Genomic DNA, 20,561 nt, shown 5'->3' on the forward strand with positions numbered 1-20,561 from the left:
CCTTCACCTTCGCCGCCGCCTTCACCTTCGCCGCCGCCTTCACCTTCGCCGCCGCCTTCACCTTCGCCGCCGCCTTCGCCGCCGCCTTCGCTTTCACCGCCGCCTTCGTTTTCACCACCAGTGCTGCCACCTTCACCGCCAGTGCCACCGCCTCCAGCGCCAGTGGTGCCAGTTCCACCGCCTGAACCACCGCCGCCACCGAAAGCCGGGCTGCTGTCGACAGTCTCATCAGACGGACCATCTCCGGACCGTTGATCACTTGCGCCGATCGATGCCGTGGGAAAATCAGAAAGCAAATCTGCAAGTGGTGTGCATTCAGCTCCGACTCGCGCCAGAATTTGATCGAAATCGTGCCGGCGTTGAATGTACCGGATCATACCCGATGTCACCGCGTCGCACTCACATAACACCTGTGCGGAAGCTGCGGATTGTCTGGCTGTTTGAACGGTACATGTCCCGGCTGCGAAAGCTTCGCCCGCAGGCGAAAACAAAAACGTCGTAGCAACAAAAAACAGCGGGATATTGCGGGACCGGATACCCATTTGGAACTCCTAGAAACTCGATACTTTACTACGTGTTCATATGAACCACCGAAGCGAGGGTGTTTATGAACGACGTCACACAACTGGCATATTTTCACCTTAAACGGGTCTCAATCACAATATGTGGGCCGGGGGAGTGGTGAAGAATTAATGCAACCAGAAGCAGAAAGCCGCCTGTTATCAAAAGAAAACCGGGCGCAGTGCCCGGTTGTCCATTTTTCATCTTTTGTCCGTTTGGACGCAAAATTGCCACACTTGGGCAATTGTTTCTGATCGCGACGGTGGTCTGCCCGGAAAATCAGGCCGACTTGGCCATCCGCTTGCGTTCGTGCGGATCAAGATAACGCTTGCGCAAGCGCACCGCATTCGGTGTGACTTCGACCAGTTCATCGTCGTCAATATAGGCAATTGCCTCTTCCAGCGAGAATTGAACATGCGGTGTCAGGCGAACCGCATCGTCCGAGCCACTGGCGCGTACGTTTGTCAGTTTCTTGCCCTTCAGCGGGTTCACTTCCAGATCATTGTCACGAGAATGCTCGCCAATCACCATGCCTTGATAGACATCCGTTTGAGGGCCGACAAACATCCGGCCACGCTCCTCCAGGTTCCACAGGGCGTAAGCGACGGCCTGACCGTTCTCCATCGAGATCAGAACGCCGGCCCGGCGACCCGGGATCGGGCCTTTGTGCGGCGCCCAGCCATGGAACACGCGGTTCAGAACGCCTGTGCCGCGGGTGTCAGTCAGGAATTCGCCGTGATAGCCGATCAGACCACGGGACGGTACATGCGCGATGATGCGGGTCTTGCCGGCCCCAGCGGGGCGCATCTCGACCAACTCACCTTTGCGCGCCCCTGTGATCTTTTCGATCACCGAGCCCGAGTATTCATCATCCACGTCGATGGTGACTTCTTCGATGGGTTCCAGACGCTGTCCGTTTTCTTCGCGGAACAGAACCTGGGGGCGCGAAATGCTGAGCTCGAACCCTTCGCGACGCATGTTCTCGATCAGAACACCCATCTGCAATTCGCCGCGGCCGGCGACCTCGAAAGCCTCGCCGCCGGGTGTGTCGGTGACGCGGATCGCGACATTCGATTCGGCTTCTTTCATCAGGCGATCACGGATGACGCGCGACTGAACCTTCTTGCCATCCCGACCGGCCAACGGAGAATCATTGATGCCAAAAGTTACGGTGATCGTCGGCGGGTCGATGGGCTGTGCAGGCAGGGCTTCTTCGACCTGCGGAGCAACCAGAGAATCCGCCACGGTGGCTTTGCTCATGCCGGCGATGGTGACGATGTCACCGGCTTCGGCCACATCGATAGGTTGCTGTGCCAGCCCACGGAATGCCAATATTTTTGAGGCGCGAAAGTTTTCGATCAACGATCCATCGCGGCTCAGGGCTTTCAGGCTGTCGCCAGCCTTCAATGTGCCGCTTTCCACACGACCGGTCAGAATGCGGCCGATGAAGGGATCGCTGCCCAAAGTGGTGGCCAGCATCCGGAACGGTTCACCCTTGTGCGCGATCTGTTTCGGGGCAGGAACGTGATCGACGATCAGATCAAACAGGGCGCTCAGGTCCTTGCGGGGGCCGTCCAGCTCCATATCCGCCCAGCCGGAGCGGCCCGAGGCATACATGGCCGGGAAATCCAATTGATCATCATCGGCACCGAGGTTTGCAAACAGATCAAAGCATTCATCCAGTGCGCGATCAGGCTCCGCATCCGGCTTGTCGACCTTGTTCAGAACCACGATCGGGCGCAGGCCCAGCGCCAGGGCTTTCGACGTCACGAATTTGGTCTGCGGCATCGGGCCTTCGGCGGCGTCAACCAGCAGGACAACGCCATCGACCATGCTGAGGATACGCTCGACCTCACCACCGAAATCGGCGTGGCCCGGCGTGTCGACGATGTTGATGCGGGTGTCTTTCCATTCGACCGAAGTTGCCTTGGCCAGAATGGTGATGCCACGCTCGCGTTCCAGGTCGTTGCTGTCCATGGCGCGTTCCGCCACGGCCTGGTTTTCCCGGAACGCGCCGGATTGTTTGAGCAGCTCATCCACCAGGGTCGTCTTGCCGTGGTCCACGTGAGCGATGATTGCGATATTGCGCAGGTCCATGAGAGGTCAGCCTTTGAACGGGAAGTTGCCGCGCGCATAGCGCGGCGCGACAAAATATACCAGCCCTAACCGTGGATCAGTGGCCGGCAGTCTTGGAAAAGAGGTGAATGATCAGGATTCCGGACAAGATCAACGTCAACCCCAGGATCGCAGGCCAATCCAGCCTTTGGCCGAACACGATGAATCCGATCACGGCGATCAGAAAGATGCCCAGACCTGACCAGATTGCATAGACAATGCCGACAGGCATGTATTTCAGCGTCAGCGCCATGAGGTAAAATGCGACTCCGTACCCCATGACCACAAGGACGGATGGCCAGAACCGCGTGAATTGTTGACTGGCCTGCAAGGCCGTGGTGCCAATGGTTTCCGCAACAACAGCCAGCATCAGATACAGATAGGCTTGGGGCATTTTGATCCTCGAAACAGGAAAGATACCCCGCGTTGAGCATGAAACCGAAGGGGTGGACAAGGCAATTTTGGGTCTGAAGATGGAAGAAAACCACTTGAGGTCAGGTATACCTGACTATTCAGAGAATCGAATTAGTGTAATGTTCTCAGCGTATTTTAGGATTTGTTATTGAGTATTGAGTTATGACGACATTTTCGAAATCCGTGATATTTGCTGCGGGTCTGATAGTGGCGATTGGGTGGCTTGCTGACGGGGGGTCCGTCGAAGTTGAAGCAGCCAACATGGTTGAACAGTTTGATGGTAGTAGTGTTTTTTAAGCGCCACGTAGAGCTTAGCAGGGAAAAAGGAGCCGTCGGGCTCCTTTTTTCTTTTCCGTCTAATGATGTACAGCCTCGACGCTTTGGAAATGTGCTGCCAGTTGCGGTTGCAGCCAATCCCACAGCCGAGGAGAACCTGCTGCAATCGCAGGCTGAACGCGTGCCTCAAGCTGGGCATATGTAACCTTGTAATCGACCCACGACCCGCCACCGGTTTCCAGATTGGCGACAGGTGTCTGAAAACGATCAACGGCTTTGGCGAACCTGGCGTCCGGGCTGTCTGCCGCTTCAAACTCGTGCCACAGTGTCGTGAAGGTGCTGCATTGCGTGTCGGGCAGCAGCCCGAACAAACGCTTGGCCGCCGCTTGTTCCTTGGCTGCTTGCGCTGCGTGGTCGACCTGCCCGTGGATCGGATTGTCGCCCGCGTCGATTTCGACGATATCGTGCAGCAGCAGCATTTGAAGGACCCGATCAACACTGATCTCTGGGGGCGCATTTTCAGCCAGAACCCAGGCGTAGAGCATGATGTGCCACGAGTGTTCTGCCGAGTTTTCGAAACGATCTCCCGCCATCAACCGCGAGGCGCGGAGAACGGATTTCAACTGATCGGCTTCGGTCAGAAACGCCAGCCGTGTCGTAAACGCGTTGGCCTTCGTATCTGCACCAGCCAGCAGGTTTGCGGCGTGCTCGTAGGCCAGTGGAAAAACCTGTGCCAGATAGGCGGCGCGACCGCCTTCGAGATTTGAGCGCGCTATGTCCACGTGGTCCGGATCGGGGTTCGGGGCACATAGAACCTGAAACAGCGGCTGACACCGATCCAGAACTTTTGCAAACCGGGCGTCGGCGGTCTGATCCTCCTCGAATTCACGCCGCAAAGCGTGGAGGGCATCAGCCTGATCCCCTGGCAACAGCCCAAACAGATCTTTGGCTGCGGCTTGCTCAGCCTCGGCAACCGAGTTCCAATCGGTTTCAAGATGAATGGGGTGGTCGCCGACGATGATCTCAACCAGGTCATGCAGCAACAGCATACGGATGACCCGATCAATCGAGACATCCGACCCTGCCAACGGGGCCATGACCAGGGCCCACAAGGCCAGATGCCAGCTGTGCTCCGCGGAATTCTCGGGTCTGGACTGGTCAAGCAGGACATTTGCCCGCTCGACCATTTTCAGTTCGTCGGCCCGTTTCAGAAATGCGATTTGCGCCGACAAACGGTCGGTCATTGTTTTTCGATCGCTTTCTGCTTCGCACGATGCGCAGACAAGCGTTTGATCACGAACTGCCTGGCTTTCCGTTCCGCCAACCGAACACGAATTTCCGTCAGAAACGCCTCTTCCAGAGACTGAGACGCAGCCCCGAGCACTTCTCCAACTTCGACGAAGAACCTGTCTTCGCCTGTCTCATCCATAACCTTCATCGTATCTTCGGCCAGTTTGGCGGCAAGAGATGTGATGGTGTCGGACATCAGCGGGTGTTCTCGGTCAGGCGGCGTTTCACATAGTCGCTGACATTGGTGATCAGCGTGTCCATGTGACGATCCTGAAAGAAGTGGTCCGCACCTTCCACTTCGGTGTGCGTGATGGTGATTCCCTTTTGCTCGTGCAGCTTGTTCACCAGCGAGGTCGTGTCAGCCGGAGGCGCCACCCTGTCAGCCGTGCCGTTGATGATCAGGCCGGAAGACGGGCAGGGGGCAAGGAACGAAAAGTCGTACATGTTTGCAGGGGGCGATACACTGATGAATCCCGTGATTTCAGGGCGGCGCATCAGCAGTTGCATACCGATCCACGCACCGAACGAGAAACCTGCGACCCAGCAGTGTTTCGAATTGTTGTTCATCGATTGCAGGTAGTCCAGCGCCGACGCCGCATCGCTCAGCTCGCCCACGCCTTGATCGTATTCGCCCTGGCTGCGACCGACGCCGCGAAAGTTGAAGCGCAACACGGTGAAGCCCATGTTGTAGAAGGCATAGTGCAGGTTGTAGACCACCTTGTTGTTCATGGTCCCGCCGAACTGAGGGTGCGGGTGAAGCACGATGGCGATCGGTGCGTCTTTTTCCTTTTGCGGGTGGTAGCGGCCTTCCAGGCGGCCTTCGGGTCCGGGAAAAATCACCTCGGGCATGTGTGCTTTGGTCCTGTCTTTTTCGTACAGATGCCCGGATATACTTGACGATAATCGTCGGGCACCTTAGAACGGTTCTAATTGCATTGCATGGCGCTTTTCTGCGCTGTCAGTCGGAGATACGCACTGGCAACGTCGGCGTCAATGATTTCGCGCAAATCCTGCTGAAAGGGGACATGGAATGAAGCTGTCGACCAAAGGGCGTTACGCAATGGTCGCTCTGGCGGATATTGCGCTTCAGCCGACGGAACGACTGGTAACGCTCGGGGAAATCTCCGAGCGGCAGGACATCTCGTTGCCATATCTCGAGCAGCTCTTCGTCAAACTGCGCCGGGCGAGCTTGGTGTCCTCCGTGCGTGGGCCCGGCGGCGGGTATCGACTGGCGCGCCCGGCATCCGAAATTCGCGTTGTCGAGATTCTGGCGGCCGTGGACGAAACCGTTGATGCGCTGCAAAAAGGGGCAGGAGCGTCCGGGGCTTCGTCCGGCAGCCGCGCACAATCGTTGACCAATCGGCTTTGGGAAAGTCTCAGCGCGCATGTCTATGTGTTCCTGCATCAAACCCGGTTGTCGGATGTGATCAAGAACGACCTCGCCCCATGCCCGGCCGTGCCGAGCCTGTTCTCTGTCGTAGATGAATGATCTGAACGGGCGAGGTAAGAAATGAAGTCTGTCGGCAAAAAGATGTATCCATGAAACGTGTTTATCTGGATCACAATGCAACAACGCCGCTGCGCCCCGAAGCAAGGGACGCGATGATTGCGGCGATGGATGTCTGCGGCAACCCCTCGTCGGTTCATGCGGAAGGTCGGGCCGCCAAGGCTCTGATCGAGCGTGCTAGGGCTCAGGTTGCATCGGCCTTTGGGGCGGATGGAGCGGATATCGTCTTTACATCTGGTTCAACCGAAGGCGCGGCGCTGACATTGTCGGGGCGCAAATTGCACGGCGCAGCGATTGAGCATGACGCGGTAAGAGCCTGGATCAAAGAGGATCTTTCGGTTTCCGAGGCCGGAGACGTGCAGGTGGCCGCACCTGAAACGTCGACGTTGCAACTGGCAAACTCTGAGACGGGGATTGTTCAAACACTGCCGCCCGGTCTGGCCGTGACAGACGCCACACAGGCTTTTGGCAAGCTGCCCGTCGCGTTCAACTGGATGAATGCGCAGATGGCCTTGATTTCCGCCCATAAGCTGGGCGGCCCAAAGGGTGTCGGTGCTGTTGTGATGCATCGCGGAACCGATCTGGCGGCGCAGATCAAGGGGGGCGGTCAGGAAATGGGCCGCAGGTCAGGAACCGAAAATGTCATTGGTATCGCGGGGTTCGGCGCCGCAGCTGAAGCTGCTGCACGGGATCTGGCCAATGGCGTTTGGGAGCAGATCGAAGAATTTAGAAATATTCTAGAAAACGCTCTTGAGGCTGCTGTAAAATCACCTATTTTTGTCGGGAAAGGGCGGCAACGCCTGCCGAACACTCTGTGTTTTGCTGTGCCCGGTTGGAAGGGGGAAACCCAGGTCATGCAGATGGACCTGTCGGGTTTTGCCGTCAGTGCGGGCTCTGCCTGTTCCAGCGGCAAGGTTCGTGCCAGCGCGGTGCTTACCGCAATGGGATTTGACGAGGAAACTGCCAGCAGCGCAATCCGCGTGTCGCTGGGACCTCGGACAACGGAAGAAGATGTGCTGCGTTTCGCCGAGACGTGGCTTGAGAAAGAGAAAAAGCATCGCGCGCGGGCCGCGTGATCTGACGGAGGGCAAGTCATGGCCGCTTTGGACCAGACCCAGGTTAAAGAAGGTGTCGATCAGGAAACCGTGGATGCGGTGCGCGAGGCCGGAACCTACAAATACGGCTGGGAAACTGACATTGAGATGGAGTACGCGCCGAAAGGTGTGAACCCTGACATCGTCCGACTGATCTCGGAAAAGAATGAAGAACCGGAATGGATGACCGAATGGCGTCTGGCCGCGTTTGAACGCTGGACCAAGATGGAAGAACCGAAATGGGCCATGGTCACCTATCCCGAGATCGATTTTCAGAACCAGTATTACTATGCCCGTCCGAAATCGATGGAAGAGAAGCCAAAGTCCTTGGATGAGGTCGATCCCAAGCTGTTGGCCACATACGAAAAACTGGGTATCCCACTGAAAGAACAGATGATTTTGGCTGGCGTCGAAGGTGCTGAAGACGCACCGGCCGAGGGCCGCAAGGTTGCTGTCGACGCGGTTTTTGACTCGGTTTCGGTTGGCACGACTTTTCAGGCCGAACTGAAGAAAGCCGGCGTGATCTTCTGTTCGATTTCAGAAGCGATCAAGGAACATCCTGAACTGGTCAAGAAGTATCTGGGCACTGTGGTTCCGGTGTCGGACAACTTTTATGCGACACTGAATTCGGCCGTGTTTTCGGATGGGTCATTCGTCTACATTCCGCCCGGTGTCCGCTGCCCGATGGAGCTGAGCACCTATTTCCGCATCAACGCCGAAAACACCGGCCAGTTCGAACGAACACTGATCATCGCGGACAAAGGCTCGTACGTGTCCTATCTGGAAGGCTGCACCGCGCCCCAGCGCGACACCGCGCAGTTGCACGCAGCCGTGGTCGAGATCATCGTCGAGGAAGACGCCGAGGTGAAATACTCGACCGTCCAGAACTGGTTCCCCGGGGATGAGAACGGCAAGGGCGGCATCTACAACTTCGTGACCAAACGTGCCGACTGCCGGGGCGACAGGTCCAAGGTGATGTGGACGCAGGTCGAAACCGGCTCGGCCGTGACGTGGAAATACCCGTCCTGCATTCTGCGCGGCAACGAAAGCCAGGGTGAGTTCTATTCGATCGCGATTGCCAACAACTATCAGCAGGCCGATACCGGCACCAAGATGGTCCATCTGGGCAAGAACACCAAGTCGCGCATCGTGTCCAAGGGCATCAGCGCAGGCAAGGCGCAGAACACCTATCGCGGTCTGGTTTCGATGCATCCGAAGGCGAAGGACAGCCGCAACTATACCCAATGCGACAGCTTGCTGATCGGCGACAAATGCGGCGCGCATACGGTTCCGTATATCGAGGTCAAGAACAACTCGTCCCGGGTTGAGCATGAGGCGACGACGTCCAAGGTGGATGACGATCAGCTGTTCTACTGCCGTCAGCGCGGCATGGACGAAGAAGAGGCCGTGGCCTTGGTGGTCAACGGGTTCTGCAAGGACGTTCTGCAAGCACTGCCGATGGAGTTCGCCATGGAAGCGCAGCAATTGGTGGCAATCTCGCTGGAAGGGTCGGTTGGCTGATGACGCGGGCGTCACGAAACGGCATCCGGAAAGAGGACGTGCTGACCTGGCTGGGGTACGCGTTGCCGGTTCTGGGCGGTCTGCTGGGTATGGCTTACGTCAACATCAACCACATGGAATTCATCAACCCGGTTTGGGCGGTTGGCGGAGGGGCGATCCTGGGTTGGATCGTCGCGCGGCTGATCCGCAAGTTTCTGGGATAGGAAGGTTTCGGGGCCACGGTGCCCCTTGCGATACGCAAAAGGATAAAAAATGCTGGAAATCAAGAATCTGCACGTGAAGCTTGAAGAAGAAGACAAGCAGATCCTCAAGGGTGTGGACCTGACGGTTGAGGCTGGCAAGGTACACGCGATCATGGGGCCGAACGGGTCAGGCAAGTCAACACTCAGCTATGTGCTGTCGGGCCGCGACGGGTACGAAGTGACTGAGGGTTCTGCCACGCTGGATGGCGAGGACCTGCTGGAGATGGAACCGGAAGAGCGCGCCGCTGCTGGCGTATTTCTGGCGTTCCAGTACCCCGTGGAAATTCCGGGCGTGGGCAACATGACTTTCCTGCGCACCGCCGTGAATGCCCAGCGCAAGGCGCGTGGTGACGACGAGCTGTCCGCGGCGGATTTCCTCAAGGAAGTGCGTGCCAAAGCCAAGACGTTGAAGATCGACGCGGACATGCTCAAGCGTCCAGTCAATGTGGGCTTCTCGGGCGGCGAGAAAAAGCGCAATGAAATCCTGCAAATGGCCATGCTGGAACCCAAGATGTGCATCATGGACGAAACCGACTCGGGTCTGGATGTGGACGCGATGAAGCTGGTCGCCGAAGGTGTGAATGCCCTGCGCGATGAAGGTCGTGGGTTCCTGGTCATCACCCATTACCAGCGCCTGCTGGATCACATCAAACCCGACGTCGTGCACATCATGGCCGATGGCCGTATTGTCAAGACCGGAGGCCCCGAACTGGCGCTTGAGGTTGAAAACAACGGTTATGCCGACATTCTTGCCGAGGTGAACTGATGGCCTTGCCCGAAGTCAAACAATCCGCAACCGAGGCCCGGCTGTCTGCCTTGACCATGCCCGATGCGGGCTGCACCCGCGCCGCGCGCGAAGACGCGCTGGCCCGTGTTCTGGAAACCGGTCTGCCCGGACGGCGTGACGAATATTGGAAATACACTCAACCGGATACGCTTGTCTCGCCAGACGCGCCTCCGGCGGCGGTGTTTGCCGATGATGAGCCGTTGATGTTCAGCGAGCTCGACCGGCTGAACATCGTCTTCGTGGACGGTGAATTCAGTGCCGAAGAGTCGGACGACCTGTCGCTGGAAGGCGTGACCATCGACCGGCTCGAGGATATCTGCTGCAAGGACATTCATTGGGCGAAAGACCTGTATGGCGTACTTGAAGCGCGCGGTCAGTCCCCGGTCCAGCGCCCGTTGGCGGCGTTGAACACGGCCTTTGCGTCGGATGGTGTGGCGATTCACGTTACTGGCAAACCGTCCAAACCGATCAACCTGATCTATCGTCATGCGTCGCCGACCTCGGATGCGATCCTGCATCATGTCGTTCGTGTGGAAAGCGGGGCCGAGGCCACCATTCTGGAAACCGGCCCGGCTGCGTCACGCTTCAACAAGTGCATGGAGATCGACATTGCCGACAAGGGCACGCTGCATCATGTGCGCGCGCAGGGCAGGGACCATGAACGCCGGGCCGCGACGCATATGTTCACCCGTCTGGGCACGGAATCGGTCTACAAGTCCTTCACACTGACTGTGAATGGCGTGCTGACCCGCAATGAGCAGGTCGTCGAGCTGACCGGCGATGACGCGGTCGCCCATGTGGCCGGGGCCTGTGTTGGCGATGGCGACTTCCATCATGACGACACGGTCTTCATCACCCATGACGCGGTAAACTGCGAAAGCCGGCAGGTGTTCAAGAAAGTGCTGCGCAACGGGGCGACCGGCGTGTTCCAGGGCAAGATCCTGGTCAAGGAAGGCGCCCAGAAGACTGACGGTTACCAGATCAGCCAATCGCTGCTTCTGGACGGTGACAGCCAGTTCCTCGCCAAGCCCGAGCTTGAGATCTATGCCGATGACGTGGCGTGTTCGCATGGTTCGACCTCGGGTGCGATAGACGAAACCGCGCTGTTCTATCTGCGGTCCCGTGGCGTGCCGGTCAAGGACGCGACCAACATGCTGACTTTGGCCTTTCTTGCCGAAGCGGTGGATGAGATCGAAGACAGCGCCTTGACGGACGAGATCGTAAGCCGTCTGGAAGGGTGGCTGGCGCGTCGTGGCTGATGGCTGTCTCGTCTGACATACTGGCCACATACCGGGGGCCGGGGCGCGTGGTGCACCGGCTTCTAGAAATGGGTCAGCGGGAAGACAGGGCGCTGGTGTTTGTCATGGCCTTTTGCGTGGTGGCCTTTGTTGCGCAAATGCCCAGCCTTGCCCGCAAAGCGCATATTGAAGGTGTCGAGCTGAACATGCTTCTGGGCGGCGCCTTGCTGGGGTCGGTGTTCATATTGCCGTTGTTTTTCTATACGCTGGCGCTGGTTTCCTATTGGGCGGCGCGGATGGCGGGCGGGCAGGGCACAGCCTATGGCGCACGACTGGCCCTGTTCTGGGCGTTGTTGGCATCCGCCCCCCTGGTCTTGTTGAATGGTCTGGTTGCCGGGTTCATCGGGCCCGGGCCCGCTTTGACAATTGTGGGTGTCGCCTGGGTTGCTGTTTTTGTCTGGTTCTGGTTATCCGGTCTGAGACAAGTACAAAGGTCCGCTGCATGACGATCAATTCCCTTGGCGCTCTGGCGGTTCTGACGATCAGAAGCCCCGACCAAGCCGCCCGCCAGCTGTTGTCCCTGAAGCCGGGGCGGGAAGGTTTGTGGTTGGCCTTTGCGCTGGCAGTGGTTCTGAACTGTCTCGTGCAGTTGGGCATCGATTTGTCGGTCCCCGTGCCGCAGGGTCAAATCGCACCGCCACCCGAAAGTATCCCCGTTGTTTTGCTGCGGTCCGCCGGAGCAATGCTGCTGAGCATCCTCGCGTTCTTCGTCGTCGGAAAAGCGATAGGCGGCAAAGCAAGCTTTGACGATCTGATGGTCCTGACAGTGTGGTTGCAGTTCCTGCAAATCGTTGCCCTGGTCATGACCCTTGTTCTAAGCCTGACGATGCCGTTTCTGATGATGATGATGCTGTTCGCGACGGCGATCCTGAGCCTTTACATCACGCTTCATTTCCTGAACGAAGCGCATCAATTCGGATCCCTTTGGAAATCCTTCGCCGTAATTCTGTTGTCAGCCCTGATTGCGGTTCCCTTCGTCCTGTATTTAACACCGGCCGCGCCTGTCTAGGAAAACCGTATCATGTATGATGTGCAGAAAATTCGCTCTGACTTTCCGATCCTGTCACGTCAGGTGAATGGCAAGCCGCTGACCTATCTGGACAACGGTGCGTCGGCTCAGAAGCCTCAGGTCGTCATCGATGCGGTGACCCGTGCCTATTCCGAAGAGTATTCGAATGTTCACCGTGGATTGCACTATCTGTCCAATCTGTCGACCGAGAAATACGAAGCCGTTCGCGGCATCATCGCCCGTTTCCTGGGGGCATTGAACGAGGATGAGATCGTTCTGAATTCCGGAACGACCGAAGGAATAAATCTTGTTGCCTATGGCTGGGCCATGCCGCGCCTCGAAGCCGGGGATGAGATCGTCCTGAGCGTCATGGAGCATCACGCCAACATCGTGCCCTGGCATTTCCTGCGGGAACGGCAGGGCGTCGTTCTGAAGTGGGTGGATGTGGACGCTGACGGAGGGCTGGATCCCCAGGCGGTGATCGATGCGATCAGCCCGAAAACCAAACTTGTGGCCGTGACGCAATGTTCCAATGTTCTGGGTACCGTCGTGGATGTCAAAGCCATCACCGAAGGTGCACATGCCAGGGGCGTTCCGGTGCTGGTTGATGGCAGTCAGGGCGCGGTGCATATGCCGGTGAACGTTCAGGACATCGGTTGCGACTTTTACGCCATCACCGGCCACAAGCTGTATGGCCCGTCGGGGTCGGGTGCGATCTACATCAAGTCCGAACGCATGGCCGAGATGCGCCCCTTTATCGGTGGCGGTGACATGATCAAAGAGGTCAGCAAGGATCAGGTGATCTACAACGATCCGCCTATGAAGTTCGAGGCCGGAACACCCGGCATTGTCCAAACCATCGGCCTGGGCGTTGCGCTGGAATACATGATGGATTTGGGGATGGACAACATTGCCGCCCATGAATCCGGCTTGCGGGACTATGCGATGCAGCGCCTGAACGGTCTCAACTGGCTTCAGGTTCAGGGCACGCGGCCAGACAAGGCAGCCATCTTCAGCTTTACGCTGGACGGGGCCGGCCATGCGCATGATGTATCCACCATTCTGGACAAAAAAGGCGTTGCCGTCCGCGCCGGGCATCACTGCGCAGGCCCGCTTATGGATCACCTGGGCGTCACGGCGACCTGTCGTGCCAGCTTTGGTCTGTATAACACGACGGATGAGGTCGACACGCTGATCGAAGCGCTTGAATTGGCGCATGATCTTTTCGCCTGATTTTGGTTTCAAAGAGGGTGCAACAATCACGATTTTCAGTTGCACCCGGATTGGAACAAGGTTAGCTAACGGCCAAGGCACCTGTAGCTCAGCTGGATAGAGCGCTGCCCTCCGAAGGCAGAGGCCAGAGGTTCGAATCCTCTCAGGTGCGCCACCATCGCCATATTTCTAAGGTTCGTTGGGAAAAACAGCCGCTTCTGTACCACATTTGCAGGAGTTTAAGTACCACATGGCTATCGTGATGAAGATCAAATATCTCGACAAACTCAAGGAAGGCTTCAGGTTCAAACGAAGGTTCCCTAAGGACGTTGCTCAGATCACCGGACTGGAATTCTTTCAGGCTCGTTTCGCTGTGAAGGAAGAGGGGCCTGCTCTGCTCCGAGAACATGCCGCCTTGCCGAGTATGAAAAACGCGATGAGCAGCGCCTTGCGCTTTGGAAGAACAGAAACTCGGGTCAATAAAGCATCCTTTTTGATTCAGGCAGCACCCTTGAGGCCCTAGGTCAGTGTTTGGAGGATCGTGTTCAGGGGTGCGTGCGGTGTTCCGGGCTGCAATCCTTTTCGCAAGCCACGAACAAGATCGAGACAGGGTTGCCGCGATTGTTCCATGAATATGCGTCTGGGAGATGTAAGATTGATTGAGTTCGGCGACTGCATCTCGAGACACGACCTCTCGCATTGATCATGTCAGCGCCTTTCAGTCTCATCGCTGCGCAGGCGGCCTTTTCAAAATTGCCAGCGCCGCCATGCTGATCGCAGTTGACGATCGCTTTCGAGGCTTGACCTCTCTGTCAGTGGTTTCTTGATGTACACTTTCCGAACAAGGCTGGCTTGCGTCAGCTATAACGGAGGAAAGAACGTGAAAGTCATCTCTTCAAAAAAAATGTTGATAGCCGTCGTGATTGTGGCCCTGTTGGTGTTGGGCGGCACAATTATGGGCCTTTCACTCTTAAACCTGTTGGGTTGGATCGTGGTCGCCGTAATTCTGGCCTTCATCCTTGCCAAGCTGACCGACAACGAAGAACCCGACAGCGACGAGGATTCAGAAGGCGACAATGCTTCCAGCTCCAATGCTGCCTCTGATACCGGGGATGAAAAGTCCCGTGAGACCAGCGCCACCACGGAAACGGCTTCCAGCAATGATAGCGGTGGCGGGGATGTCGGCGGCGGAGGTGGAGACGCAGGGATGTAGCCGGCCCTCCCGGCAAGCCCCTGTCAGACCGGCCGAGATTGCGAAGGCGCCGTCTTAGCCGCGCCAGGTGCGCACGACGCCGCAGTCCATATGCACGAAATTGGACCCGTAGTATTGGCCGACACCACCGGCCCGGCATGACATAGCTGCTTTGGCCATCTGCGAGACAGAGCGGGACGCCAGGCGCAAGTCTGCGGCTTGTCCCTGCATATGAAGCGATTTCCGGGCGACGCCACGAGAGCGGGCGCGGAGCATGGCGTTGGTCTGTGGAGAGCGATAGCCCGACAGCAACATATAAGGTTCATTGACATCCAGAAGGTTGTGTGATGCCGCCATGATATCAATCGTACGTAAATCGATGGATTTTACCTGATCCGTGCGCCAATCCCGCATGAAATGGTTCACTTCTTTGACAGCGTCCTTGATATACTTACCATCGACCCAATAAATCATGTCCAACCGTTCGCCTGTGCGACCGGAATACATGCGAATGCGACGGATATCGCCGCCGCCGCGCAAAAAGCCTGCTGCATTGGAGTAGGTGGGTGCGGCTGCGACTGCGGTTGCTGCAAACGCCCCCAAAAGGGCACGCCGGGTCAAGCCCGAGGAACTGCTCTTGGTCATTTTGGTTCGTCCCGTACTGTTCCTGCCTGCGCACGATGTTACGCGCGCTGTCTTAATTTTTTCCCATCCCAGATGCGGAATTTATGACACAATCGGATTCGGCGGCCAAGAAGTGATTCACAGTCATCTTTTCAAGGGGGAATTTTCGGCAGTTTTTTGCGCAAATGTCACAGGCGGGCGCAGAATATTGGCAGGTGTCGGCTGCGCGCCACCGGGTCGATGCAAACGCGCATCAGACGACAACAGAAGCAATTTGGTAAGGAATTTGTGAATAGACAAGTCTGCGCAGTGGAATTCATAGTTGTTCGGCGCATGTATCACCAACCAAGTCATTGATTCCAAGGCCATCCAATGCTTTCTGTTTTCCGAGCCAGTACCAGTATCCTGTTTGCCGCCTGTTTTGCGGCCACGGCCAGTGTGGCGAATACCACCTCTGAACCCACGCACAACACGGCGTTTCAGATGGCCGTCGCAGAACATACTCCACGGGACTCCCAGATCGCAGAGTTTTATCGGACAAACGGGTTTTCGCCGATTTGGGTGGGTGAATCCGATGAGCATATGCAACGCCGGGCGGCATTGATCCAGGCACTGTCACATGCGCATCTGCACGGTCTGCCGCAGGCCGATGTGACAGTTTCATCCTTGATGCAGAAAATGCAGGATGCACGCTCGACACGTGACCTTGGCGCCGTCGAAGCGGAGCTGACCCGGGTTTTCGTGGAATTTGCCGACGCATTGTACTCGGGTGTTCTGCGACCGGGAAGCATCGACGACGGACTTGTTCGGTCGGTGGATCGTCGCAGCGCGGCCGAGCATCTGAACGGCCTGAACATACATGGCGCCGGGTATTTTGCGCAGTTGGCTCCTCAAAGCCGTCAGTACCGGGCTTTGATGAAACAGAAGCTGGCGCTTCAGGCCTTGATAGATCAAGGCGGTTGGGGGGCAACTGTCCCGGAAACCAAGCTGGAATACGGTGATACCGGGCCCAATGTCGTGAAGCTTCGCAATCGGCTGGTGTTGATGGGCTACATGAAGCCATCGGCCAGCCCCTCCTTCGACGCCGCGCTGCTGGAAGGGGTCAGGGCCTTTCAAATCGCGCATGGATTGGAACCTGATGGCGTTGCAGGCAAGGGCACGATTGCCGAGTTGAATCGCCCGGCCGTGGACCGGCTCAAGGCTGTATATGTCGCTCTGGAACGGGAACGCTGGCTGCCTCGGGATCGCGGCGCACGTCATATTCTTGTCAACCAGACAGATTTTTCGGCAAAGATCGTGGATGACGGTCAAGTCACTTTTGAAACCCGTGCGGTGATCGGCAAGAACACGCATGATCGCCGCAGCCCGGAGTTCTCGGATGTGATGGAGCATATGGTGATAAACCCGAGCTGGTATGTTCCACGCTCGATCATCACCAAGGAATACCTGCCGAAGCTGAAAGCGAACCCAAACGCGGTCGGTCATATCCAGATCACTGACAGCAGGGGGCGGCAGGTCAATCGCGGGGCGGTTGATTTCAATCAGTTCACCGCCCGGAGCTTTCCATTTGCGATGCGCCAGCCGCCCAGCAAAAGCAATGCTTTGGGGCTGGTCAAGTTCATGTTCCCCAACAAGTACAATATCTATCTGCATGATACGCCTCAGAAAAGCCTGTTCGCGCGTGAGGTGCGGGCGTTCTCGCACGGCTGCATCCGGCTGGCGCAGCCTTTCGAGTTTGCCTATGCATTGCTGGCCAAACAGGAAGAGGATCCCAAGGCCTTCTTTCATCGTGTTCTGAGCACGGGAAAGGAAACCAAGGTCGATTTGGAGCAAAAAGTTCCGGTCCACCTGATCTATCGAACAGCCTATGTCGGACCAAAGGGCGACGTGCAGTATCGCCGTGATGTCTATGGCCGGGACCGCAAGATTTGGGAGGCCCTGCAAAAGGCAGGGGTGGCCCTGCCGGACGTTCAGGGTTAAGCACAGGGCAAATCCTGCCAAAAGGAAGCCCGTGATGCAGTTTACCATTCAGCAAATCGCCGACGCTTTGGGGGCCGAGTGCCAAGGTGATGGCGGCCTGACGATCGTGCGGGCGGCCGAACCGGGCGATGCCGGCCCAACCGATCTGGCCATGGCCATGTCTCCGAAATACGCCGAAGCGCTTTCGAAAGGGGACGCGCGCGCCGCCGTTCTATGGGAAGGCGCGGATTGGCAGGCCATGGGCTTGCGGGCGGCCGTTTTCGTGAAACGTCCGCGCATGGCGATGGCGGGGATCACTGCAATGCTGGATCGCGGGCAAGGGATTGAACCGGGCATTCACCCTTCCGCGGTAATCGATCCAACGGCTGAAATCGGATCTGACGTGGCCATAGGACCGCTGACCGTTGTTGGTGCGCGGGCGCGAATTGGTTCGGGCTCGGTCATCGGAGCACACTGCGTGGTGGGTATCGACGCCGTTCTAGGCGAACAGGCCCTGCTGCGGGAAATGGTCAGCATTGGCGCGCGGGCCCAAATCGGGGATCGGTTCATCGCGCAGCCCGGCGCAAGGATTGGCGGTGACGGATTCAGTTTCGTAACGCCCGAGGTCTCTGGCGCCGAGAACGCCCGAAAAACGTTGGGCGACCAGGGCGACGCCAAGGCCCAAAGCTGGCTTCGCATCCATTCTTTGGGCGCAGTTGAGATCGGGGACGATGTCGAGGTTGGCGCCAATTGCACCGTCGACAATGGAACCATCCGCAACACGCGGATCGGTGACGGCACCAAGCTGGATAATCTGGTCCATGTCGGGCACAACACCCGCGTCGGGCAGGATTGTCTGCTGTGCGGTCAGACGGGTGTGTCCGGCTCGGTCGAGATCGGCAACAACGTTGTTCTGGGTGGTCAGACCGGAGTGGTCGACAATATTTTCATAGGGGACGGCGTCATTTCGGGCGGGGGCACGAAGATTCTGTCAAATGTGCCCGCCGGGCGCGTCATCATGGGGTATCCGGGCATCAAAATGGAGACCCATACCGATGTCTACAAGGCGCAGCGGCGACTGCCCCGCATGGCACGCGACGTTGAGGCATTGAAAAAGGCTGTTTTCAAACAGACCCCAAGCGATTAAATCATCGTCAAACTGAAAATCAGGGGATCGACATGCGCATCAGCGACCGCGTCATCGCAATCATTGCAGAGCAGGCCGTGCTGGAGCCATCGGACGTGACGCCCGAAAGCACGCTGGAAGATCTGGGAATCGACAGCCTTGGTCTGGTCGAAAGCATATTCGCCATCGAGGAAGAGTTCGACATTTCAATTCCGTTCAACGCCAATGAACCCGAGGCCAACGATTTTGATATCTCGAATGTTGCTGCGATCATTGCCGGGATCGAAAAGCTCGTGTCGGAAAAGGTCTGACAAACGCTCATGAAACGTGTTGTCATTACCGGCGCAGGTACGATCAATTCACTGGGCCATTCGGTTCCTGACACGCTGGAAGCCATGCGAGAAGGTCGCTGTGGGATCTCGGAACTGAAGTTCCGGGACGTTGACCGGTTGGCCATCAAGATCGGCGGGCAGGTTCGTGACTTTGAGGCCGAAGGGCGGTTCAACCGTCAACAGATGTCGCTGTATGACCGGTTCACCCAGTTCACTCTGACCGCCGCCAAAGAGGCCATTGATCAGTCGGGCATCGAGTTTCACGGAGAGCTTGCTGCAAAGTCAGGTGTTGTCCTGGGGACCGCCGGGGGTGGCGTATCGACCTGGGATGACAATTATCGCTCGGTTTATGAGGACGGAAAGAACCGGGTACACCCGTTTGTTGTTCCAAAACTCATGAACAACGCGGCGGCCAGCCATGTTTCCATGGAGCACAACCTCAAGGGCCCCAGCTTCACCGTGTCGACCGCCTGTGCGTCGTCGAACCATGCCATGGCACAGGCCTTTCAGATGGTCCGCAGCGGTATTGCACCGGTCATGGTCACAGGCGGGTCCGAATCCATGTTGTGTTTCGGTGGCGTCAAAGCCTGGGAAGGGCTGCGCGTGATGTCGAAGGACGCATGCCGACCGTTCAGTGCCAACCGCAACGGAATGGTACAGGGGGAAGGGGCCGGTATCTTTGTTTTCGAAGAATACGAACACGCCCGTGCCCGGGGCGCCGAGATAATGTGCGAAGTCGTCGGTTTCGCTATGTCGTCAGACGCGGCCGATATCGTGATGCCCAGCAAACAAGGGGCTTCGCGGGCCATGTCAGGTGCTTTGGCCGATGCCAGGTTGAATGCCAGCGATGTGGGCTACATCAACGCGCACGGCACCGGAACGGCCGCGAATGACAAAACCGAATGTGCCGCAGTGGCGGATGTATTTGGACCCCATGCCGACGATCTGATGATATCGTCGACCAAATCCATGCATGGTCACTTGATTGGTGGAACCGGTGCGGTGGAACTGTTGGCATGTATCATGGCGCTGCGGGACGGAGTGATTGCACCCACCATAGGATACGAGGAACCCGATCCGGAATGCGCGCTTGATGTTGTGCCGAACGAAGCTCGGGAAGCCAAAGTCGACGTCGCGCTCAGCAATGCCTTTGCCTTTGGCGGGCTGAACGCGGTTTTGGCGCTGAAGCGAGTTTAAAGAACAACGCTCAAAACAAGGCCGCCGCATTCAGAGCGGCCTTTGTCTGCGATGTGTCAGTTTTGCAGGACTTCCAACTGGTCGTAACCACTGGTGAATCCATCCAGCGACATTTCGATTTGCAAAAGTTGGCTGGGGGCCAGAATGGACACCAGCGAAATCGTTGCCTTACTGCCTGCTTTCATGGCGTCTATATCGCCTTGCGTAAAGCCCAATTGGGCGACGCAGCCTACCGGGTTGCAGTGATGATAGTTGTATCTTTTGCCCGGTGCGCCGTCTATGGACACAGCAATTTGCGCTTGCAGCATGGTCTCCAGCGGCACAGTCAACCTAGCTCCGGCAACGGCCTCTGTACCTTCGGGAAGCTTGTTTATCGAGATTTCCGCAATCGGCTGGCCTTCGGCACCGGAAAGAACTTGACGCAGCAGGCAAGGATCATCGCCTTCTTCGGTCCGTAGACAGGTTATGCTCCAAGCACCACTTGTTTCTTTGACGTATTGTTCGCCTATACGTGGGCCGGTTTCTCCCAGATCCAGTTCCTGTGCAGCTTCGGTTTGGGCCGACTCGTCCTGCTGCTGGCTTTCGTCGTTGGCCTCCTGGGCGTAGACTGCGCTGCCTAGAAAGGCGACGGCCATTGCATTTGCGGTTAGAAGTTGCTTGATCATGAGTGCCTCGATTTGATGCTTGAGCTTTTTGCTTCGTTTAACACTCTTCTGAACTGGTGTCAGGCACTAACAGAACGGCAGGTCTGAACGTGAACGGATTCTTGCCAGAACACCAGAAACGACCTGCACTGAGACAGAAA

At 57.3% G+C, this 20,561-nt stretch carries 23 protein-coding genes and 1 tRNA gene; 16 read left to right on the forward strand and 8 right to left on the reverse strand.

The annotated features are described in order from the left end of the window. The 6 genes from AC2FFD_RS16020 to AC2FFD_RS16045 form a co-directional block, all read right to left on the reverse strand. On the reverse strand, window positions 1–229 hold a 229-nt coding region (locus tag AC2FFD_RS16020; protein WP_496873541.1), incomplete at its 3' end, for a hypothetical protein. Window positions 230–840: 611 nt separating this feature from the next. After that, the gene (typA, locus tag AC2FFD_RS16025; protein WP_170344229.1) at window positions 841–2,658 is read right to left on the reverse strand and encodes a translational GTPase TypA; all 1,818 of its coding nucleotides are present in this window, start codon (window positions 2,656–2,658) and stop codon (window positions 841–843) included. A 76-nt stretch (window positions 2,659–2,734) separates the two neighbouring features. After that, a complete protein-coding gene (locus tag AC2FFD_RS16030; RefSeq protein ID WP_480684304.1) occupies window positions 2,735–3,070 on the reverse strand; it encodes a DMT family transporter in 336 nt (111 codons plus the stop codon). Between the two features lie 376 nt (window positions 3,071–3,446). Continuing rightward, window positions 3,447–4,610, reverse strand: coding sequence for an HD domain-containing protein (locus tag AC2FFD_RS16035; RefSeq protein ID WP_496873542.1), 1,164 nt, complete (start codon window positions 4,608–4,610; stop codon window positions 3,447–3,449). Further along, the gene (locus tag AC2FFD_RS16040) at window positions 4,607–4,852 is read right to left on the reverse strand and encodes a hypothetical protein (protein WP_152458018.1); all 246 of its coding nucleotides are present in this window, start codon (window positions 4,850–4,852) and stop codon (window positions 4,607–4,609) included. The genes AC2FFD_RS16035 and AC2FFD_RS16040 overlap by 4 nt, the downstream gene beginning before the upstream one ends. Beyond that, window positions 4,852–5,505, reverse strand: coding sequence for an alpha/beta hydrolase (locus AC2FFD_RS16045; protein WP_152458017.1), 654 nt, complete (start codon window positions 5,503–5,505; stop codon window positions 4,852–4,854). Before AC2FFD_RS16045 ends, AC2FFD_RS16040 begins: the two co-directional genes overlap by 1 nt. Before the next feature lie 181 nt (window positions 5,506–5,686). Between AC2FFD_RS16045 and iscR the strand changes: the two genes are divergently transcribed. The 12 genes from iscR (at window position 5,687) to AC2FFD_RS16105 (ending at window position 14,539) form a co-directional block, all read left to right on the forward strand. Continuing rightward, window positions 5,687–6,145, forward strand: a complete 459-nt coding sequence (gene iscR / locus AC2FFD_RS16050) for a Fe-S cluster assembly transcriptional regulator IscR (RefSeq protein ID WP_496873543.1) — start codon at window positions 5,687–5,689, stop codon at window positions 6,143–6,145. Between the two features lie 50 nt (window positions 6,146–6,195). After that, window positions 6,196–7,239 carry a cysteine desulfurase family protein gene (locus AC2FFD_RS16055; protein ID WP_496873544.1) on the forward strand — a complete coding sequence of 348 codons (1,044 nt, stop codon included), beginning with the start codon at window positions 6,196–6,198 and terminating at the stop codon, window positions 7,237–7,239. An 18-nt stretch (window positions 7,240–7,257) separates the two neighbouring features. Beyond that, a complete protein-coding gene (gene sufB, locus AC2FFD_RS16060; RefSeq protein WP_170344235.1) occupies window positions 7,258–8,778 on the forward strand; it encodes a Fe-S cluster assembly protein SufB in 1,521 nt (506 codons plus the stop codon). Next, window positions 8,778–8,981 (forward strand): hypothetical protein, encoded by a 204-nt coding sequence (locus AC2FFD_RS16065; RefSeq protein ID WP_170344237.1) that lies wholly within the window; start codon window positions 8,778–8,780, stop codon window positions 8,979–8,981. Before sufB ends, AC2FFD_RS16065 begins: the two co-directional genes overlap by 1 nt. 49 nt (window positions 8,982–9,030) lie before the next feature. Next, window positions 9,031–9,786, forward strand: coding sequence for a Fe-S cluster assembly ATPase SufC (gene sufC / locus AC2FFD_RS16070; RefSeq protein WP_171204773.1), 756 nt, complete (start codon window positions 9,031–9,033; stop codon window positions 9,784–9,786). Then, window positions 9,786–11,066 carry a SufB/SufD family protein gene (locus AC2FFD_RS16075; RefSeq protein ID WP_170344240.1) on the forward strand — a complete coding sequence of 427 codons (1,281 nt, stop codon included), beginning with the start codon at window positions 9,786–9,788 and terminating at the stop codon, window positions 11,064–11,066. The genes sufC and AC2FFD_RS16075 overlap by 1 nt, the downstream gene beginning before the upstream one ends. Beyond that, a complete protein-coding gene (locus AC2FFD_RS16080; protein WP_170344241.1) occupies window positions 11,066–11,551 on the forward strand; it encodes a YIP1 family protein in 486 nt (161 codons plus the stop codon). The genes AC2FFD_RS16075 and AC2FFD_RS16080 overlap by 1 nt, the downstream gene beginning before the upstream one ends. After that, on the forward strand, window positions 11,548–12,114 hold the full coding sequence (locus tag AC2FFD_RS16085) for a YIP1 family protein (protein ID WP_171168083.1): 567 nt from the start codon (window positions 11,548–11,550) through the stop codon (window positions 12,112–12,114). The genes AC2FFD_RS16080 and AC2FFD_RS16085 overlap by 4 nt, the downstream gene beginning before the upstream one ends. Window positions 12,115–12,126: 12 nt before the next feature. After that, window positions 12,127–13,347 carry a cysteine desulfurase gene (locus AC2FFD_RS16090; RefSeq protein WP_496873545.1) on the forward strand — a complete coding sequence of 407 codons (1,221 nt, stop codon included), beginning with the start codon at window positions 12,127–12,129 and terminating at the stop codon, window positions 13,345–13,347. A 77-nt stretch (window positions 13,348–13,424) separates the two neighbouring features. Beyond that, window positions 13,425–13,501: transfer RNA gene (locus AC2FFD_RS16095), tRNA-Arg, on the forward strand. 75 nt (window positions 13,502–13,576) lie between these two features. After that, complete coding sequence (locus AC2FFD_RS16100; RefSeq protein ID WP_496873546.1) at window positions 13,577–13,849, forward strand: hypothetical protein; 273 nt, start codon at window positions 13,577–13,579, stop codon at window positions 13,847–13,849. A gap of 357 nt (window positions 13,850–14,206) precedes the next feature. After that, window positions 14,207–14,539 (forward strand): hypothetical protein, encoded by a 333-nt coding sequence (locus tag AC2FFD_RS16105; protein WP_496873547.1) that lies wholly within the window; start codon window positions 14,207–14,209, stop codon window positions 14,537–14,539. A 54-nt stretch (window positions 14,540–14,593) separates the two neighbouring features. Here the strand turns inward: AC2FFD_RS16105 and mepK are convergent, their stop codons facing one another. Next, complete coding sequence (gene mepK / locus AC2FFD_RS16110; protein WP_170344246.1) at window positions 14,594–15,163, reverse strand: peptidoglycan L,D-endopeptidase MepK; 570 nt, start codon at window positions 15,161–15,163, stop codon at window positions 14,594–14,596. Window positions 15,164–15,514: 351 nt separating this feature from the next. Between mepK and AC2FFD_RS16115 the strand changes: the two genes are divergently transcribed. Genes AC2FFD_RS16115 through AC2FFD_RS16130 form a run of 4 tightly spaced genes read left to right on the forward strand, consistent with a single transcriptional unit; the run spans window position 15,515 to window position 19,756 of the window. Continuing rightward, window positions 15,515–17,122 (forward strand): L,D-transpeptidase family protein, encoded by a 1,608-nt coding sequence (locus AC2FFD_RS16115; protein WP_496873548.1) that lies wholly within the window; start codon window positions 15,515–15,517, stop codon window positions 17,120–17,122. Between the two features lie 34 nt (window positions 17,123–17,156). Continuing rightward, window positions 17,157–18,248: a UDP-3-O-(3-hydroxymyristoyl)glucosamine N-acyltransferase gene (lpxD, locus tag AC2FFD_RS16120; protein ID WP_425078275.1), complete on the forward strand. Its 1,092-nt coding sequence runs from the start codon at window positions 17,157–17,159 to the stop codon at window positions 18,246–18,248. Window positions 18,249–18,280: 32 nt separating this feature from the next. Then, on the forward strand, window positions 18,281–18,538 hold the full coding sequence (locus tag AC2FFD_RS16125) for an acyl carrier protein (RefSeq protein WP_496873549.1): 258 nt from the start codon (window positions 18,281–18,283) through the stop codon (window positions 18,536–18,538). Window positions 18,539–18,547: 9 nt separating this feature from the next. Further along, entirely contained in the window at window positions 18,548–19,756 is a 1,209-nt protein-coding gene (locus tag AC2FFD_RS16130) for a beta-ketoacyl-[acyl-carrier-protein] synthase family protein (RefSeq protein WP_170344250.1), read from the forward strand. 56 nt (window positions 19,757–19,812) lie between these two features. Here AC2FFD_RS16130 and AC2FFD_RS16135 read toward each other — a convergent pair whose 3' ends face one another. Then, window positions 19,813–20,421 (reverse strand): invasion associated locus B family protein, encoded by a 609-nt coding sequence (locus AC2FFD_RS16135; RefSeq protein ID WP_496873550.1) that lies wholly within the window; start codon window positions 20,419–20,421, stop codon window positions 19,813–19,815. Between the last annotated feature and the right edge of the window lie 140 nt (window positions 20,422–20,561).

Source organism: Ruegeria sp. YTSC002 (assembly GCF_059609845.1).

Coding starts and splice junctions, on each gene's coding strand:
- typA (WP_170344229.1), bottom strand. CDS start 2,658: ATGGACCTGCGCAATATCGCAATCATCGCTCACGTGGACCACGGCAAG.
- AC2FFD_RS16030 (WP_480684304.1), bottom strand. CDS start 3,070: ATGCCCCAAGCCTATCTGTATCTGATGCTGGCTGTTGTTGCGGAAACC.
- AC2FFD_RS16035 (WP_496873542.1), bottom strand. CDS start 4,610: ATGACCGACCGTTTGTCGGCGCAAATCGCATTTCTGAAACGGGCCGAC.
- AC2FFD_RS16040 (WP_152458018.1), bottom strand. CDS start 4,852: ATGTCCGACACCATCACATCTCTTGCCGCCAAACTGGCCGAAGATACG.
- AC2FFD_RS16045 (WP_152458017.1), bottom strand. CDS start 5,505: ATGCCCGAGGTGATTTTTCCCGGACCCGAAGGCCGCCTGGAAGGCCGC.
- iscR (WP_496873543.1), top strand. CDS start 5,687: ATGAAGCTGTCGACCAAAGGGCGTTACGCAATGGTCGCTCTGGCGGAT.
- AC2FFD_RS16055 (WP_496873544.1), top strand. CDS start 6,196: ATGAAACGTGTTTATCTGGATCACAATGCAACAACGCCGCTGCGCCCC.
- sufB (WP_170344235.1), top strand. CDS start 7,258: ATGGCCGCTTTGGACCAGACCCAGGTTAAAGAAGGTGTCGATCAGGAA.
- AC2FFD_RS16065 (WP_170344237.1), top strand. CDS start 8,778: ATGACGCGGGCGTCACGAAACGGCATCCGGAAAGAGGACGTGCTGACC.
- sufC (WP_171204773.1), top strand. CDS start 9,031: ATGCTGGAAATCAAGAATCTGCACGTGAAGCTTGAAGAAGAAGACAAG.
- AC2FFD_RS16075 (WP_170344240.1), top strand. CDS start 9,786: ATGGCCTTGCCCGAAGTCAAACAATCCGCAACCGAGGCCCGGCTGTCT.
- AC2FFD_RS16080 (WP_170344241.1), top strand. CDS start 11,066: ATGGCTGTCTCGTCTGACATACTGGCCACATACCGGGGGCCGGGGCGC.
- AC2FFD_RS16085 (WP_171168083.1), top strand. CDS start 11,548: ATGACGATCAATTCCCTTGGCGCTCTGGCGGTTCTGACGATCAGAAGC.
- AC2FFD_RS16090 (WP_496873545.1), top strand. CDS start 12,127: ATGTATGATGTGCAGAAAATTCGCTCTGACTTTCCGATCCTGTCACGT.
- AC2FFD_RS16100 (WP_496873546.1), top strand. CDS start 13,577: ATGGCTATCGTGATGAAGATCAAATATCTCGACAAACTCAAGGAAGGC.
- mepK (WP_170344246.1), bottom strand. CDS start 15,163: ATGACCAAGAGCAGTTCCTCGGGCTTGACCCGGCGTGCCCTTTTGGGG.
- AC2FFD_RS16115 (WP_496873548.1), top strand. CDS start 15,515: ATGCTTTCTGTTTTCCGAGCCAGTACCAGTATCCTGTTTGCCGCCTGT.
- lpxD (WP_425078275.1), top strand. CDS start 17,157: ATGCAGTTTACCATTCAGCAAATCGCCGACGCTTTGGGGGCCGAGTGC.
- AC2FFD_RS16125 (WP_496873549.1), top strand. CDS start 18,281: ATGCGCATCAGCGACCGCGTCATCGCAATCATTGCAGAGCAGGCCGTG.
- AC2FFD_RS16130 (WP_170344250.1), top strand. CDS start 18,548: ATGAAACGTGTTGTCATTACCGGCGCAGGTACGATCAATTCACTGGGC.
- AC2FFD_RS16135 (WP_496873550.1), bottom strand. CDS start 20,421: ATGATCAAGCAACTTCTAACCGCAAATGCAATGGCCGTCGCCTTTCTA.